This is a genomic window from Enhydrobacter aerosaccus, assembly GCF_900167455.1.
In the GTDB taxonomy this organism is placed as follows: domain Bacteria; phylum Pseudomonadota; class Alphaproteobacteria; order Reyranellales; family Reyranellaceae; genus Reyranella; species Reyranella aerosaccus.
This window is the reverse complement of sequence record NZ_FUWJ01000009.1, coordinates 47,289-62,547: the sequence shown is the minus strand read 5'-3', so window position 1 is coordinate 62,547 and position 15,259 is coordinate 47,289. Positions and strand designations below refer to the sequence as shown.

The following is a 15,259-nucleotide window of genomic DNA, read 5'->3' as shown; positions in this document are numbered from 1 at the left end:
GAATGGACCGTGTCGGCGCGCTCGAGGCGATCAATGCGAGATGAAGGAGCAACGCGCCGGCTTCAGCAGAAGATCGCGCGTCACGCCTCCCAGCACCAGCTCCCGCAGGCGATTATGACCGTAGGCGCCGCCGACCAGCAGCCCCGCCTTCAGTTCCTCGGCCTGCGCCGCCAGCTCGGCGGCGTCGTTGCCTCGCGACACGGTGGTGCGGCCCGAGGCGGCGATGTCGTGCCCCATCAGCCAGCTGACCACATCGCCCACACGGCGGCGTGCTTCCGGCATGTCCTCCTCGGCCGCGATCTCCAGCACCGTCACACGGCCGGCGAGCGCCAGCAGCGGCAGCGCATCGTGCAGGGCGCGACGCGCCTCACGGCTTTCCTTCCAGCCGACGACGACATTGTCGAGATCGAGCTTGGAAACCTCGGGATTGGCCACCAGGATCGGACGGCCCGTCCGCAGGACCAGATCGGCGACCAGCACGCGCCGCGACGTATCCAGCACCGACACCTCCTGCTCCGGCATGGTCAGCAGGAGATCGGCGGCCCGCATCTCGTTGGCGATGTAGTCGGCGATCAGCCTGTAATCCACGGTGGAGCGCCATTCGAGCCGGGCCGGCTTGCCGACGAAGGCGGCGCGGAAGGCCGCTTCAGCCTCGCCCAGCTCCTTGTCGATCTCGGCGCGATCGAGGTCGAGGATGTCGCCGCTGACATAGAAGGAACCCTCGCCATAGACCTGCACCGGCTGGCAGCCGGCGATGCCGACGACCTGGCTCACCTTCAGTCGCTCGGCGAGGTCGGCCCCGAGCTGCAGCAGCTTCTCGTTGGACTGGCCGGGGGTGAGATGGATCATGAGGGCGGAGGGGGTCATTTTCGGGGCACTCAGTTTCAACTGAGGATCAAAATCGCCGTCGCGCGCCGGCGCCACATTGATCCGTATCAAGGCCGGGCCGGGGGCAAGCGTGGTTCGCAAGGCGCGTGCTCACTGCGGCAAGGCGTAGGCGATGATGGAATCGCCGGCCTTGGTTCCGAGCGACCCATGCCCGCCGGCCACGACGACGAGGTACTGGCGGCCCGTCTTGTCCGACCGGTAGGAGATCGGCGTCGCCTGCGCGCCCGCCGGCAGCCGATCCTGCCACAGCTGCCGCCCGTCGGTGACGTCGTAGGCGCGCACATAGTAATCGAGCGTCGAGGTCAGGAAGGCGACGCCGCCGGCCGTGACGATCGGACCGCCCAGGCTCGGCACGCCCATCTCGATCGGCAGCGGGATTGGCGACTCGTCGCGGATCGTGCCGTTCTTGTGCCTGTAGGCGACCTTGCCGGTGCGCAGGTCGAGTCCGGCGACATAGCCCCATGGCGGGGCCTGACAGGGCAGGCCGATCGGCGACAGGAAGGGATGGAGGTCGGCGGAATAAGGAGCGCCGAAGTCGGGATTGCCTCCCGTCTCGCTCGACCGCTCCATGCCCTGCGCCGGCGGCGTACGCGGTTTGGCGCGCTCGGGCGGGTCGAGCTTGTCGACGAACGCCATGTAGCTGGGATTGGCGAAGACGATCTGCCGCACCGGATCGACAGCCACCCCGCCCCAGTCGATGACGCCGAAATTGCCCGGAAAGACCAGCGAACCCTGCGGCGACGGCGGCGTGAACGGTCCGTCGTAGCGCAGCGAGCGAAAGGCGATCCGGCAGGCGAGCTGGTCGAACATCGTGGCGCCCCACATGTCGCGCTCGCGCACGCGGTCGTGCGGCATCAGGCCGACCGTCGAGAAGGGCTGCATCGCCGCCGTATGATCGCCAGGCGCGGCCCCCTGTGGCACGTCCTTCTCGGGTGCCGGAAACAGCGGCTGGCCATAGCGGCGGTCGAGCACGAAGAAGTTGCCGGTCTTGGTCGGCGCCACCAGCGCCGGCACCACCCCGCTGGCCGTATGGAGGTCAATCAGGCTGGGCTGCGCGCCGACATCCATGTCCCACAAATCGTGATGCACGGTCTGGTACACCCAACGCACCTTGCCGGTATCGATCTCCAGCGCCGTGATCGAGCTGGCGAACCGCTCGGCGTTGGCGCCGCGATCGCCGCCCCACTGGTCGGGCGTCTGGTTGCCATAGGGAACATAGATCAGGCCCAGCGCTTCGTCGGCACTGGAAACCGTCCAGCTGTTGGGCGAGTTCTTCACATAGTGCTGGTCCGAAGCGAGCGGCGCGGTCTGGTCGGGATTGCCGGAATCGAAATTCCACACGAGGCGGCCCGACGTCACATCGTAGGCGCGCACGACACCGGACGGCTCGTCGGTCGAGTAGTTGTCGGTGACTTCGCCCGCGATGATGACCAGCCCGTGCGCCACGACCGGCGGCGAGGTCGAGTAGTACTGGCCGACATGCTGCGCCGGATCGGGCATGCCTTGCCAGAGATTGACCGCGCCGCCATCGCCGAAGCCGATGCAGGGCTTGCCCGTCTCGGCATCGAGCGCGAACAGACGCGCATCGGCGGTCGGCAGGAAGATCCGTCTGCTGCATTCACCCGAGCCGTTGGCCTCCGCGCCCTGCGCCTCGTGATAGGAGACGCCGCGGCAGGTGAGATGCTGCAGGTTGCTGGCTTCCTTGATCTTCGGATCGAAGCGCCACAGCTCGCGGCCGGTATCGGGATCGAGCGCCATGGCGATATCGTGCGGCGTGCAGATGAAGACCTTGCCGTCCACCTTCAGCGGCGTCAGCTCATAGGTGGTTTCGAGCGGATCGCGCGACGAGCGGATGTCGCCGGTGTGATAGGTCCAGGCGACCTTGAGCTGCGCCACGTTCTGCGGTGTGATGTCGGCCAGCGGCGAATAGCGATCGCCATAGGAGGATCGGCCGTAGGCGCTCCAGTCGGCCGCCTTGACGCCGGCATAGTCCGCCGGCACCTCCGCCACCTTGTCGGTCGGCAGCCGTCCGGTCGCCGCCATCGGATCGGTCTGCGACATCATCGCGATCACGCCGACGACCGCGGCGATGGCCAGCGATGCGGTAACGGCGATACCGGCGCCGCGCCAGGCACCGACCGGCCTCGGCGCCGCTTGCGCCAACGCACGCGTGATCCAGGGCATCAGCAGCCACAGGCCGATCAGGAAGACGATTCCGCCGCGCGCCGCCAGCGGCCACCAGTCGAGGCCGATCTCCGCCACCGACCAGCCGAGCGTGCCCAGCACGATCAGTGCGTAAAGCCACAGCGCGGCCGCACGACGTCTGTACAGGAAGACTGCGGTGACGACGAAGCCGAGGCCGGCCAGCCAATAGTACCAGGAGCCACCGAGCACGGTCAGCCAGAGGCCGCCGGCCAGAAGCGCCAGCCCCAGCAGGCCGACGATGAGCGCTGAAATGACCAGGACGGGGGCCGATCTGCTCGATGATGCCATGCTGACCTCGCGCGGGAACGGACGCAGGCGTTGCGGCTCCACGTCGATCTCCTCCCTAGAACGGAGGGCGAAGAGAGGCGGTTCCGGCGGCCCGATGCCGCCGCGGTCAGCCGATCAGCTTGGCGACGGCGAAGGCCACGCCCGCGGCCATCCCGCCGACCAGCAGCGTCTCCAGGGCGCCACGCAGGACGGGCACCGCCGTCAGCTTGGCCTTCACCGCGCCGAAGCAGAGCAGCGCAAGGCCGGTCACCGCGATCGACGCCAGCAAGGCGCGATGCGTATCGCTGGTGAAGAAATAGGCCGCCAGAGGCACCAGCCCGCCCAGCAGATACGACCCGCCGATGGTCAGGGCGCTGATCGGCGCCCGCCGTGGATCGGGCGCTTCGAGGCCGAGCTCGTGACGCATCATGAAGTCGACCCAGCGTTCGGGATCGGCCGAGATCGCCGCCACGACCGAGTCGAGCTGCGGACCGCTCAGCCCGTAGCCCTGGAAGATCTCCGCCACCTCGCGGCGCTCGCGCTCGGCCAGATGCTGCACCTCGTGCACCTCGCGTCGCCGCTCCGACTCGTAATGCTGCATGTCCGTGCGCGCGGCGAGATAGCCGCCCAGCCCCATGGCGATGGCCCCCGCCGCGATCTCGGCCAGCCCCGCCACGACCACGATATCGCTCGAGGCGACGGCACCGGACAGGCCGGCGGCCAGGGCGAAGGGAACGGTCAGGCCATCGGCCATACCGATCACGACATCGCGAACGGTATCGGACGCGGAGAAATGGCGCTCTATATGGGGAGTCGTCGGCATGCGGAGCTCACTAGAGAAATTGCGCAGTCCGAACAACTCTATCATCCGGATTTGAACCTTGATCGACATCAAGTCGAGAGCGGCTCTCATCCGCAACAATCACGATCGCGAAGCGTTCGCCCTTCACCTCAACGACTGCGACGGCCCGTCATGAGCTGGCAAACCGGTCTGCTTCGATTCGCGGCTTGGCTTGCGCTTTGCGGTCCGCGTCCCGCACGGCCCGGCACGGTTTCCCTCGCGCAACGGCTATCCATGTTGCCGCTCGACAACGCCCCCGTGCAGCGTGCGGTCGAGATCCGCTGGAACGATCACGCCGTCCCCTTCATCGAGGCCGAGAGCAGCCACGACCTCGCCGTCGCCATCGGCCTCGTCCATGCTCATCTCCGGCTCGGCCAGATCGAGATCATGCGACGCCTCTCGCGCGGCCGCGTCAGCGAGATGGTGGGATCGGCGGCCATCGAGCTCGACCACACGCTGCGCCTCATCGACTTCGCGCAGGCCGTGCCGACGATGATGCAGCGCCTGCCGTCGGCGACACGCGACTGGCTGGAAGGCTTCGTCGCCGGCCTCAATCATGTGCTGGCGCGCGAGCCGCTGCCGCACGAATTCGCCCTGTTCGCCCTCGAGCGCGAACCGTGGAGCGTGGCCGACGTCCTGACCCTCGGTCGCCTCGCCGGCTTCGACAACAACTGGCTGGTCTGGCTGCGCCTGCTGGCGCGCGGCGATGGCGGACGCCTGCGGCCGGAGCTGTGGCAGCGCATCGTGGCGGAACTGCCCTCGGCATCGACCTCGCTGGACGCGCTCACCGCTGCCGCGCACATCGTCAACAACCGGAGCGGCAGCAATGCCGTGGTGGTCGGCGCGGGCCGCGGCGGCTCAAGCTGGATCGCCAGCGACCCGCATCTCAGCCTCGGCCTGCCTTCGAACTGGCTGACGATGGGCTATCGTGCGCCGGGCCACTGTGCCGTCGGCTTCATGATCCCTGGCCTGCCCTTCCTGGCGATGGGGCGCAACGAGGCGATCGCCTGGGGCGGGACCAGCCTGCATTCCTATGCCAGCGAGTTGTGCGACGTCTCGGATCGCCCGCCCGAAAGCTTCCGGAGTCGCGAAGAGATCGTGAAGGTGCGCTGGGGTCGGCCGCGTACCCTGACGACGAGGCGATGCGAGATCGGGCCGCTATTGTCGGACTCGCGCTTCTTCCGCCGCCTCGACAGGCCGGCGGCACTGCGCTGGATCGGGCACGACGCCTCGGACGAGGTCACCGCGATGCTGCAGGTGAGCACGGCCCGCAGTTGGCAGGCGTTCAAGCGGGCGCTGGAAGCCTATGCCGTACCGGGCCTCAACATGATGTATGCCGACGTCGATGGACATGTCGGTCAGGCATTGGCCTGCTGGCTTCCCGAGGCGATCCGCAGCGATCCCCATCTCGTCTCCGCCGAGCAAAGCCGCTGGCAGGTGCTGCGCCATGCCGGCACCTTGCCCGACTGGTTCGATCCGCCGGAAGGATATGCCGTCTCGGCCAACGAACAGCCTGAGGTCGATCTTGCGGTCGGCCGCTTCTTCTCGCCGCGCGGACGCAAGGACCGGATCACGTCGCTGATCGAGGCGGCGGGGGCGATCGACTTTGGCGCGCTGTCCGCCCTGCAGCGCGATGTGCAGTCGCAGACCGCGCGCCGTCTTGCCCACCTCCTCGCCAAGGCAGCCCGTGCCGCCAACGCTTTGCCGCGGCGCGCGGCGACCCTGATCACGCTGCTCGAAGACTGGGACGGCAGCTATGACGCCGACTCCAAGGCGGCCGCGATCTTCGAACGGCTGCTGACCGTGCTGGCCCGTCGCCTCTACGCCGCCGAGACGCTGGCCGCCTACAGCGCCACCTGGGCTCTGCGCGACCTGATCCTCGCCGATCTCGATACGATGGCAACGGACAGGCTGGCACCGATCGTCCGGCAGGCGCTGATCCGGCTGTCGCGGACAGTCGGAACATCCTGGGGCGAGTTGCATCGGCTTCGCCTGCAATACCCGCTGGGCCAATTGCCGATCGTCGGGCGCCGCTATCGCCTGGGCGATCTGCCGACGGGCGGCGGCAGCGATACCGTGATGAAGATGGCCAACGGCCTGATCTCGGGCCGTCACACCGTCGGCTTCGGCTCCAATGCGCGGCACATCTCCAATCTCGCCGACAGCGACGACAATCACTTCGTGCTGCTGGGCGGGCAGGATGGCTGGTTCGGCAGCGTGAACTTCGCCGACCAAGTGCCACTTTGGCAGCGCGGTGCCTATATCCGCCTGCCGCTCAGCCCGCCGGCGGTGCGCGCCGCCTTCCCGCATGTCCTGCGCGTCCGGCCGGCCGGGACCTGACGATGTGGGACGCCACCGCCCTGCTTCGTCTCTACGCCGACTGGCGACGCTCGCGACTGGACGGGGAAGATGGCGTGGCCGTGCAGGAGCGGATGGCGCTGCAGCTCGTGCATGCCGCGCGTCACACGCTTTTCGGCCGGCACCATCGCTTCGACGAGATCCGCTCGGTCGCCGACTATCAGGCGCGCGTGCCCATCCGCAGCTACGAAGAGTTCTGGAAGGACTACTGGTCGGGCAGCTTTCCGCGGCTGAACAACGTCACCTGGCCCGGCCTTGTGCCCTACTTCGCGCGCTCCTCGGGCACGACAGGCGGGACCACGAAGCACATTCCCGTCACGCAGCCGATGGTGCGGGCCAACAAGCGGGCGGCGCTCGAGCTGCTGGTCCATCACGTCAGCAACCGGCCGCAGAGCCGCGTGCTGGCCGGCCGCAACTTCATGCTGGGCGGCAGTATCGGCCTCGACTTCCCGGCGGCCGGCGTGGCGGAAGGCGATCTGAGCGGCATCGCCGCCGCGACCGTGCCGTGGTGGGCGCGCGGCTACTACTTCCCGCCACCGGCGCTCGCCCGCCTGTCCAACTGGGAAGAGAAGACGACCCGCCTCGCCCGGGAGTCGCTCGACGCCGATATTCGCAGTATCGCCGGCACGCCGAGCTGGCTGTTGCTGTTCTTCGAGCGAGTGCAGGAGTTGAGTCAGCGATCGAACCGGCGCCTGGTCGAGTTCTATCCCGACCTGGAGATGATCGCGCATGGCGGTGTCTCCTTCGCGCCCTACCGCGCGCGCTTCGCCGAGTTGCTGGCCGGCAGCCACGCCGAGACGCGCGAAGTCTATCCGGCGAGCGAAGGCTTCATCGCCATCGCCGATCGCGGACCGGAGGATGGGCTGCGCCTGCTGCTCGACAATGGCCTGTTCTACGAATTCATTCCCGTCGACGAACTCGGCACCGCGATGCCGACGCGCCACTGGCTGGCGACCGCCGAACCGGGCGTCAATTACGCGCTGATCGTCAGCTCCTGCGCCGGCCTGTGGTCCTATGTGCTGGGCGACACCGTGCGCCTGCTCGACCGCGCACCGGCGCGGATCGCGATCACCGGCCGCACAGCCTACAGCCTGTCGGCCTTCGGCGAGCATCTGATCGGCGAGGAGATCGACCGCGCCGTCACCGCGGCGGCCCAGGCAATCGGCGCATCGGTGACCGACTTCTCGGTCGGCCCGATCTATCCCGCGGACGGTGCACGCAAGGGCCATCACCTCTATATCGTCGAATTCGCCGAACCCGTCGCCGCGCCCCAGCTTGCCACCTTCTCCGCCACGCTCGATCGCACGCTGAGCGGCCTCAATGCCGACTATGCCGAGCATCGCTCCGGGGACTTCGGCATGGATCCGCCGCAGATCGTCAGGGTTGCCAGGGGCGCCTTCGCCGCCTGGATGAAGAGCCGGGGCAAGCTCGGCGGCCAGAACAAGGTGCCGCGCGTCGTCGCCGATCCGCAGGCCCTGCGCACCATGCGCGATGCCCTCGGCGCGACTCGGGAGCTTGGCCCCTGAGCTGGGGCCGTGAGCTTTGACCGTGAGCCGGGGGCTACTTCGCCCGTGGAATGCTGAAGGAGAAGATCGTGCCGCCGCCGGGATTCGGGCTGACGCTGAGCTGACCGCCATGACCCTCGATGATCGAGCGGCAGATCGACAGGCCGACGCCCATGCCGGCCGACTTGGTCGTCACGAAAGGCTGGAACAGGCGCTCGGCGATCTCGGGCGCGATGCCGCTGCCGGTATCGATCACGCGCACCGCCAGCATGCCGTTCGGCGCCAGCTCGGTCGCGACGGTGAGCTCGCGGCGCGGGCTGCCATCCATCGCCTCGATGGCATTGCGCATCAGGTTCACGATCACCTGCTGGATCTGGATCCTGTCGACGAACACCGCGCCCGAGGTCGGGGTCGGGTGGAAATGCACCATGACGCCGCGCTCGCGCGCCCCGACCAGGGCAATGGCGCTCGCCTCGTCGATCAACTTGGCGATGTCCTCGGCCTGTTGCTCGGGTTCGCCCTTCTTGATGAAGCTGCGCAGCCGGCGAAGGATCTCGGAGGCCCGTTCGACCTGGAACCTCGCCTTCTCGAGCGCCTCCTCGAGACGGACCGTTTCGGCCTCGTCGCGCTTGGCATGCAGCCGCTGCGCCGCCTGCAGGTAGTTCGAGGCTGCCGTCAGCGGCTGGTTGATCTCGTGCGCCAGGGCCGACGCCATCTGGCCCATCTCGCTGACGCGGGAAACATGGGACAGCTCGGCCTGCAGCTCCTGCAGGCGCTGGCGCGTCACCTGGCGTTCCGTGACGTCGCGGATGAAGCCGGTGAACAGGCGGCGGCCGGCCATCGACACCTCGCCGACCGCCAGCTCGATCGGGAAGGTGCTGCCGTCCTTGCGCTGCCCGGCGACGACGCGGCCGATGCCGACGATGCGGCGGACGCCGGTGGTCAGGTAGCGCTGGATGTACTCGTCATGGCGTTCGCGATGCGGCGACGGCATCAGCAGGCTGACATTGCGGCCGCACACTTCCTCGGCGGTGAAACCGAACATGCGCTCTGCCGCCGCGCTGAAGGATTGGACGATGCCGTGCTCGTCGATCACGATCATGCCGTCGGGCACGGTCTCGAGGATCGACCGGAGCTGGGCCTCGCGCTCGAGCAGCGCGACTCGTTCAGGCTGCCTGGGGAGCGTCTCTCCGTCCTGCTCTCCGTTCTGCCGCCCCGGTCCTGTCATCCTTGATCCACATCAACGCACATCTCGAGCAGCCAGCACAGCTTGCCGATGTGGGATTTTAAGGCTTCATGATCTTCATTGTCGATGACGACTCCGCCATTCGGGAATCGCTTCGCTTCCTGCTGAGCTGCGAGGGGCTGGAGGCGCAGTCGTTCGCCTCCGCCAACGCGCTTCTCGATACCGGCACGATCGGCGCGGGCGACTGCGTCATCACCGACATCCATCTGCCCGGCATGGACGGCCTCGCCCTGTTGCGCACAATCCGCGCTAGAGGCTTGAAAATCCCGGTGATCGTCATGACCGGCTGGCCCAACAGCCTGGTCCGGCAGAGGGCCCACGAGATGGGCGCCACCCTGTTCCTGGAGAAGCCGCTGAAGGATGCGGAGATCCTCGCCGCGGTGAAAAACTGTCTCTCCGCCGATTGAATCGCGGCACGAATAAGAATTGATCGCGGTGCCTGCGCTGCTTCGTCTCAGGGGCGACTGCCGACGACTCCGCCCGCGTCGGTGGGAGCCTTCTCGCGCATTTCCGGTTAGTCAATAATTGAGATTCGTTCCCGGATGAAGGACTGTGCGCTTTATCAAATCTACCCTTGATGGATTCACGTGACCTTCCCGATCGCGTTCTTTTCCATTGCTGGCGCCTTCGCCGTTCTGAGCTGGCCGTTCCGTCGTCGGCCGCTCGGCGCGGCCGTGCTGGTCAATCTGGCTGCCATCTTCGTGGCCCTGGGGCTGGCCGAGGCCTATCTCGACCGCCAGGAAGCGGCGGGCGACGGCACGCGGCTCGAAGGCTCCATCGTCAACGGCTTCACGCGACCCGACGACCTGCTGGGCTATGCCCCGGAACCGAATGCCAGCGTGACGGCGCGCAAGCTGTTTGGCGACACCGTCCTCTATGATGTCACTTACACCACCAACGCCCATGGCCTGCGCATCACGGCCGATGCTCTGCCGGACGCCAGGGCGTGCGTGGTGTTCTTCGGCGACTCGATAACCTTCGGCGAAGGCGTGAGGGACAACGAGGACTTCCCCTATGTCGTGAGCCGGGCCGTCGGCGATCGGTATAAGACCTACAACTTCGCCTTCAGCGGCTACGGCCCACATCAGATGTTGGCCAATCTCGACTCCGGCCGGGTCGATCGGATCGTCAACTGCATGCCAAAGTACTTCTACTATCTCGCCATCCCCGACCATGCCGCACGCGTCGCCGGCATCTACTCCTGGGATCGTCATGGGCCGAGATACGAGCTGGCACCGGATGGATCGGTGGTACAGCGCGGCCACTTCGACGATCCCGAGCCGCAGGCGGCCAAGAGCGCCGTCGGCTGGGTGGAGGAGCTTCTCTCCGCCTCGACGATCGGGCGCAGGCTGTTGGCTCGCCCGGCGCCCCCGGAGCCCGTCGACCTGTCGCTGCTGGTCGGCGTGGTGACGCAGGCAGCCCGCCAGGCCCGAGACCGCTTTCCCGACAGCGTGTTCGAGGTGATCCTGTGGGACGTCGGCGACCCTGCACAGGTCCAGGCGATCGAGCAGGGCTTCAGGCAGGCCGGCCTGCACGTCCGGCTCATGACGAGTCTCGTGCCCGATTTCCGCCAGCATCCGGAAGACTATGTGCTGAGCGAGCACGACCGGCATCCCAACAAGGCATTCCATCGCCTGATCGGCGAGCAGATCGCCCGCGAAGTGCTGGCCGGCGAGCCCGTGCGCGGGAACTGATCGAGCGCGGGCCGCCGGTCAGATCCGGCGCCACAGGGAGCGCATCGCCGCCAGCACGACCAGGCCGAGACCTCCGGTGATGGCCGTGGCCTGCGGCGCGCCGATGAGGTCGGCCAACCAGCCGAGCCACAGGAAGCCGATCGGACCGGTGCCGATGCAGACCGAGAGCACGCCGAGCACGCGCGACCGCATCTCGGCCGGTGCGGCGAGATATACGAGCGTCGCCTGCATGGTGGCAAAGCCGGCGCCCGCGAGGCCGGTGAGCACGAGGGCGGCGCCGGCGATGCGGGGATCGTCGGCCAGCGCGAAGACGATCAGCGCCACCATGTAGACCGCCACGCCGCCGACATAGGCGCCGACATACCAGCGCCGCGTCAGCCACAGCACCAGCAGGATAGCGCCGAAGAAGGCGCCGATGCCGTCGAGGCTGGTCAGGATGCCGACGCCTTCGGGTCCGAGATGAAGCTGGTCGCGGCCGATCACCGGGATCATGCTGGTGAAGGGCCAGGCGAAGATATTGTAGATGACCGTCACCGCCATGGTGGCCGCTAGGCGCCTGTCGGCCAGGACGATGGCGATGCCCTCCCACGTGCGCGCCAGCACCGCGCCGGCCCCGGGCGCCGCCGCGATGCGGGCCCGCACCGACAGGGCCGCGACGAGTGCCGTCACATACATCGCCACGCTCAACAGGAAAGCACCTTCGATGCCGATGCCGGCGAGAAGCAGGCCACCCACTGCTGGACCGACCATGCGGCTCGCGTTGCTGGCGCCGACATCGAGCGACATCGCCGTCCCCATGGTCTCGCGTCCCACCACCTCGCCCATCATCATGCGGCGCAGGGGATTGTCGGTGGCCCAGCCGCAGCCATTGACGAAGCTGGCCACCGCGAGATGCCAGACTTCCAGCCGGCCCTGCCAGGCGACCAGCGCCAGGATCGCCGAGGTGATGCCCATGAGGACAATGACGGCGGCCAGGGTGACGGTGCGGTCGAATCGCTCGGCCAACGCTCCCAGGAAGGCGCCGAAGATCCCGAGCGGCAGCAGGCGCAGCATGGTCATCATGGCAACGATGAAGGCCGAGCCGGTGAGCTGATAGACCACGACGCCGATGACGACCGTCTCGAGCCAGCGCACCGTGAAGACGACGAGGCCGACATACCAGAGCCGCCAGAAGTCGGCCGACAGCGCGCGCAGAACCTCCCGGAACGACGGCGCCTCCTGTTGTTCGTTCATCGTGCGGCAATCCTCGAGGCGCAGGCTGCCGCCGCCATCGGTTTCATGTCTGGCCTTGATAGCGAATTTGCCACAACGGGGTAAGCGACACGACCGGCAAGACGAGTCATGCTGCGCAGCGGCACGACACCTCACCCTCCGAAACACGTCGGAAAGGACGCCATGTCCGGAAACAAGCTTCCGGCCGACACGGCCGCCGACTGGGCTGAAGGAACGGTCTTCACCGTCGGCCACTCGACGCTGCCGATCGAGCAGTTCATCGCATTGCTGCGCGCCTATCGCATCGACTGCGTGGTCGATATCCGCACCGTTCCGAAGTCGCGGCACAATCCGCAATTCAATGGCGACGCGCTCGAGGCGTCACTGAATGCGGCCGGCATCGAATACGAGGCGCTGCCGGGCCTGGGCGGCCTGCGGCGTCCGCGCAAGGATTCCGTGAACGGCGGATGGCGCAACGACAGCTTCCGCGGCTACGCCGACTACATGCAGACCGAGCCGTTCGCCAAGGCACTGGCGACCCTGATTGCGTTAAGCCGGCCGCGGCATGCGGCGATCATGTGCGCCGAGGCCGTGCCCTGGCGATGCCATCGCTCCCTGGTGGCCGATGCCCTGATCGTGCGCGGCATTCCGGTGGTCGAGATCCTGTCGGAAACCAGCCACCGGCCGCACAAGCTCACGCCCTTTGCCGACGTCAAGGGCACATCGATCACCTATCCGCCGGAGCAGCCCAAGCTCCTGTAGCCGCCGCTCGCTTCAGAACTTGGCGCCGAAGCTGACGCGGATGTTCTGAATCTTGTCGTACGGCTCCTTCACGAGCGGGAACGTATAGTCGACCCGGATCGGGCCGAACGGCGAACTCCACTGCAGGCCGAAACCCGTGCCGACGCGCATGAGAGAGCTGTCGAGGAGGCTGACGCCGGATTGGGAGATGCCGCCCCACAACGAGCCCGCATCGACGAACGCCTTGCCGACAATGCCGATTTCCTTGGGAAAGCCCACCGGAAAGCTGAGTTCGCCCATGCCGGCGTAGAAGTACTTGCCTCCCAGCGAGTCCGCCGTATTGCCGTCGCGCGGCCCGGCACCGCCGACCGCCCAGCCCGGCAGGCTGTCGCCGCCAAGATAGAAGCGGTTGTTCAACCGCAGCGTCGTGTTGTTGAACGGCGCGATCAAGCCGGCGGAGCCGCTCAGCGAGGCAACGACGTCCTCGACGATCTGCTGGTAGATCGCGCCATCGGCCGTCACCCGGAAATAGTAGTTGTCGCCACCGAGACCGGCCACCGCGATGGTGTTGCGCAGCAGCCAGCCCTTGGTCGGATTGAGACGCTGGTCGCGTGTGTCCCAGGACAGGGTCTCGGAGATCTCCGACGTGATCGACGAACCGGCCTGAGCCAGAACTTCGGCCGAGGCATAGTAGGGCACGTTGTAGATGCTCGTCTGGCGCAGCGTGTAGCGGACGGTCTGGGTCGTGTGCTCGGTATACGCCCAGCCGGCATTGAGCGAGAATCCGACACTCCAGTCGCTGTAGGAGGATGTCGACTGCCGGTTGTTGGTCGTATCGAAGATGTCGAAGCCGACCGCGATCGGCAGGTCCATGAAGTAAGGGTTGGTGAAGCCGAGATCGATCGATGTGGCGGTCGTGCCGAGCGACAGGGAGAGCCTCAGCGTATCGCCCGTGCCCACGAGGTTGCGTTCCTGGACCGAGACCGTGCCCATGATGCCGCCCGAGGTCGAATAGCCGGCGCCGAAGGAGATTTCGCCGGTGCTCTGCTCGGTCACGTTGACCTGCAGGTTGGTCTTGTCGGGCGCCGAGCCCGGCGCCGCCGAGATGTCGACCTTCTCGAAGAAGCCGAGGTTGCGCAGCCGCTGCTCGCTGCGGCGCACCTTGGCCGTCGAGAAGGCGTCGCCCTCGGCCAGCCGGAACTCGCGCCGGATCACCTTGTCGAGGGTACGCGTGTTGCCCGAGATGTCGATCCGCTCGACATAGACCCGCGGCCCCTCCTGAATGTCGAAGGTGATGTCGATCGTGTGCGTCTCGCGATTGCGCCGCATGTTGGGCCGCACATCGACGAAGGCATAGCCCAGCGAGCCCACCGCGTCCGACAGCGCCGTCACCGTCTTGTCGACCTCGCCGGCGTCGTACCAGTCGCCCTCGTTCATCGTCACGTAGCTCTTCAACGTGTCGACATCGAGCCCCTGGAACCGCGTCGCCACATCGATCTTGCCGAACTTGTAGCGCTCGCCTTCATTGATCGTGAAGGTGATGAAGAACCCGTCGCGGTCCGGCGCCAGTTCGGCGATCGCCGATTCCACCCGGAAGTCCGCATAACCCTCCGACAGGTAGAATTTGCGCAGCATCTCGCGGTCGAGGTTCAGCCGGTCGGGGTCGAACCGGTCGTCCGACGACAGGAACCGCCACCAGGCGCTCTCCACCGTGCGGATCTTGCCGCGCAGCGTGCCGTCGCCGAACGCCTTGTTGCCGACGAAGCTGATGCGCTTGATGCCCGTCACGTCGCCTTCGTTGATCTCGAACACCAGATCGACGCGGCCCTGTTCGAGCTTGATGATCTTCGGATCGACCACGGCGTTGTAGCGGCCGCTGCGGCGATAGATCGACAGCAGCCGGTCGACGTCCGCCTGCACGCGCGCCCGCGTGAACACCGTGCGCGCCTTCGACTGGATCTCGTCGCGCAGCTTGTCGTCCTCGATCTTGCGGTTCCCCTCGAACGCCACGCGGTTGATGGTCGGGTTCTCCGACACCTTCACCACCATGGTCGATCCCTGCATGTCGATCGACACGTCCGAGAACAGCCCGGTCGAGAACAGCGCCTTCAGCGACCGGTCCGCCGCCGCCGGATCGTAGGGCTGGCCTTCCTTCAGCTGCAGGTACGACCGGATCGTCTCCGGCTCCGCGCGCACGTTGCCCTGGATCTGTACCGCGGAAATCATGGTGCCGGCGCCGCCGGTCGCACGCTGCGCAACGGCCGGCATGCAAAACACGAGAAGCGTCAGCAAGGCTACGCTT

The 15,259-nt window shown here is 67.1% G+C and carries 11 protein-coding genes; 5 read left to right on the top strand and 6 right to left on the bottom strand.

What is annotated here, in order from left to right; all coding sequences use genetic code 11:
* Positions 1-30: 30 nt before the first annotated feature.
* From B5D62_RS24435 to B5D62_RS24425, 3 genes are all read right to left on the bottom strand, one after another.
* Positions 31-867 (bottom strand): universal stress protein, encoded by an 837-nt coding sequence (locus B5D62_RS24435; protein WP_085936670.1) that lies wholly within the window; start codon positions 865-867, stop codon positions 31-33.
* Positions 868-978: 111 nt separating this feature from the next.
* Positions 979-3,381 carry a glucose/quinate/shikimate family membrane-bound PQQ-dependent dehydrogenase gene (locus B5D62_RS24430; protein WP_085936837.1) on the bottom strand — a complete coding sequence of 801 codons (2,403 nt, stop codon included), beginning with the start codon at positions 3,379-3,381 and terminating at the stop codon, positions 979-981.
* Positions 3,382-3,487: 106 nt separating this feature from the next.
* The gene (locus B5D62_RS24425; RefSeq protein ID WP_085936669.1) at positions 3,488-4,183 is read right to left on the bottom strand and encodes a VIT1/CCC1 transporter family protein; all 696 of its coding nucleotides are present in this window, start codon (positions 4,181-4,183) and stop codon (positions 3,488-3,490) included.
* A 252-nt stretch (positions 4,184-4,435) separates the two neighbouring features.
* Between B5D62_RS24425 and B5D62_RS24420 the strand changes: the two genes are divergently transcribed.
* Positions 4,436-6,541 carry a penicillin acylase family protein gene (locus B5D62_RS24420; RefSeq protein WP_170921109.1) on the top strand — a complete coding sequence of 702 codons (2,106 nt, stop codon included), beginning with the start codon at positions 4,436-4,438 and terminating at the stop codon, positions 6,539-6,541.
* A 2-nt stretch (positions 6,542-6,543) separates the two neighbouring features.
* Positions 6,544-8,085, top strand: coding sequence for a GH3 family acyl-acid amido synthetase (locus tag B5D62_RS24415; RefSeq protein WP_085936667.1), 1,542 nt, complete (start codon positions 6,544-6,546; stop codon positions 8,083-8,085).
* 34 nt (positions 8,086-8,119) lie between these two features.
* On the opposite strand, the gene B5D62_RS24410 is transcribed toward B5D62_RS24415, so the two are convergent.
* Positions 8,120-9,292 carry a sensor histidine kinase gene (locus B5D62_RS24410; protein WP_085936666.1) on the bottom strand — a complete coding sequence of 391 codons (1,173 nt, stop codon included), beginning with the start codon at positions 9,290-9,292 and terminating at the stop codon, positions 8,120-8,122.
* A 68-nt stretch (positions 9,293-9,360) separates the two neighbouring features.
* On the opposite strand from B5D62_RS24410, the gene B5D62_RS24405 reads away from it, so the two are divergent.
* Both B5D62_RS24405 and B5D62_RS24400 read left to right on the top strand, forming a co-directional pair.
* Complete coding sequence (locus B5D62_RS24405) at positions 9,361-9,717, top strand: response regulator transcription factor (protein WP_085936665.1); 357 nt, start codon at positions 9,361-9,363, stop codon at positions 9,715-9,717.
* A gap of 180 nt (positions 9,718-9,897) precedes the next feature.
* Positions 9,898-11,004 carry an SGNH/GDSL hydrolase family protein gene (locus tag B5D62_RS24400; protein ID WP_085936664.1) on the top strand — a complete coding sequence of 369 codons (1,107 nt, stop codon included), beginning with the start codon at positions 9,898-9,900 and terminating at the stop codon, positions 11,002-11,004.
* Between the two features lie 18 nt (positions 11,005-11,022).
* Here the strand turns inward: B5D62_RS24400 and B5D62_RS24395 are convergent, their stop codons facing one another.
* On the bottom strand, positions 11,023-12,237 hold the full coding sequence (locus tag B5D62_RS24395) for an MFS transporter (RefSeq protein WP_085936663.1): 1,215 nt from the start codon (positions 12,235-12,237) through the stop codon (positions 11,023-11,025).
* Positions 12,238-12,399: 162 nt separating this feature from the next.
* Here B5D62_RS24395 and B5D62_RS24390 point away from each other — a divergent pair, with 162 nt between their 5' ends.
* Positions 12,400-12,978 carry a DUF488 domain-containing protein gene (locus B5D62_RS24390; RefSeq protein WP_085936662.1) on the top strand — a complete coding sequence of 193 codons (579 nt, stop codon included), beginning with the start codon at positions 12,400-12,402 and terminating at the stop codon, positions 12,976-12,978.
* A gap of 12 nt (positions 12,979-12,990) precedes the next feature.
* On the opposite strand, the gene bamA is transcribed toward B5D62_RS24390, so the two are convergent.
* Complete coding sequence (bamA, locus tag B5D62_RS24385; protein WP_085936836.1) at positions 12,991-15,225, bottom strand: outer membrane protein assembly factor BamA; 2,235 nt, start codon at positions 15,223-15,225, stop codon at positions 12,991-12,993.
* Positions 15,226-15,259 lie beyond the last annotated feature (34 nt).

Coding starts and splice junctions, on each gene's coding strand:
- B5D62_RS24435 (WP_085936670.1), bottom strand. CDS start 867: ATGACCCCCTCCGCCCTCATGATCCATCTCACCCCCGGCCAGTCCAAC.
- B5D62_RS24430 (WP_085936837.1), bottom strand. CDS start 3,381: ATGGCATCATCGAGCAGATCGGCCCCCGTCCTGGTCATTTCAGCGCTC.
- B5D62_RS24425 (WP_085936669.1), bottom strand. CDS start 4,183: ATGCCGACGACTCCCCATATAGAGCGCCATTTCTCCGCGTCCGATACC.
- B5D62_RS24420 (WP_170921109.1), top strand. CDS start 4,436: ATGTTGCCGCTCGACAACGCCCCCGTGCAGCGTGCGGTCGAGATCCGC.
- B5D62_RS24415 (WP_085936667.1), top strand. CDS start 6,544: ATGTGGGACGCCACCGCCCTGCTTCGTCTCTACGCCGACTGGCGACGC.
- B5D62_RS24410 (WP_085936666.1), bottom strand. CDS start 9,292: ATGACAGGACCGGGGCGGCAGAACGGAGAGCAGGACGGAGAGACGCTC.
- B5D62_RS24405 (WP_085936665.1), top strand. CDS start 9,361: ATGATCTTCATTGTCGATGACGACTCCGCCATTCGGGAATCGCTTCGC.
- B5D62_RS24395 (WP_085936663.1), bottom strand. CDS start 12,237: ATGAACGAACAACAGGAGGCGCCGTCGTTCCGGGAGGTTCTGCGCGCG.
- B5D62_RS24390 (WP_085936662.1), top strand. CDS start 12,400: ATGTCCGGAAACAAGCTTCCGGCCGACACGGCCGCCGACTGGGCTGAA.
- bamA (WP_085936836.1), bottom strand. CDS start 15,225: ATGCCGGCCGTTGCGCAGCGTGCGACCGGCGGCGCCGGCACCATGATT.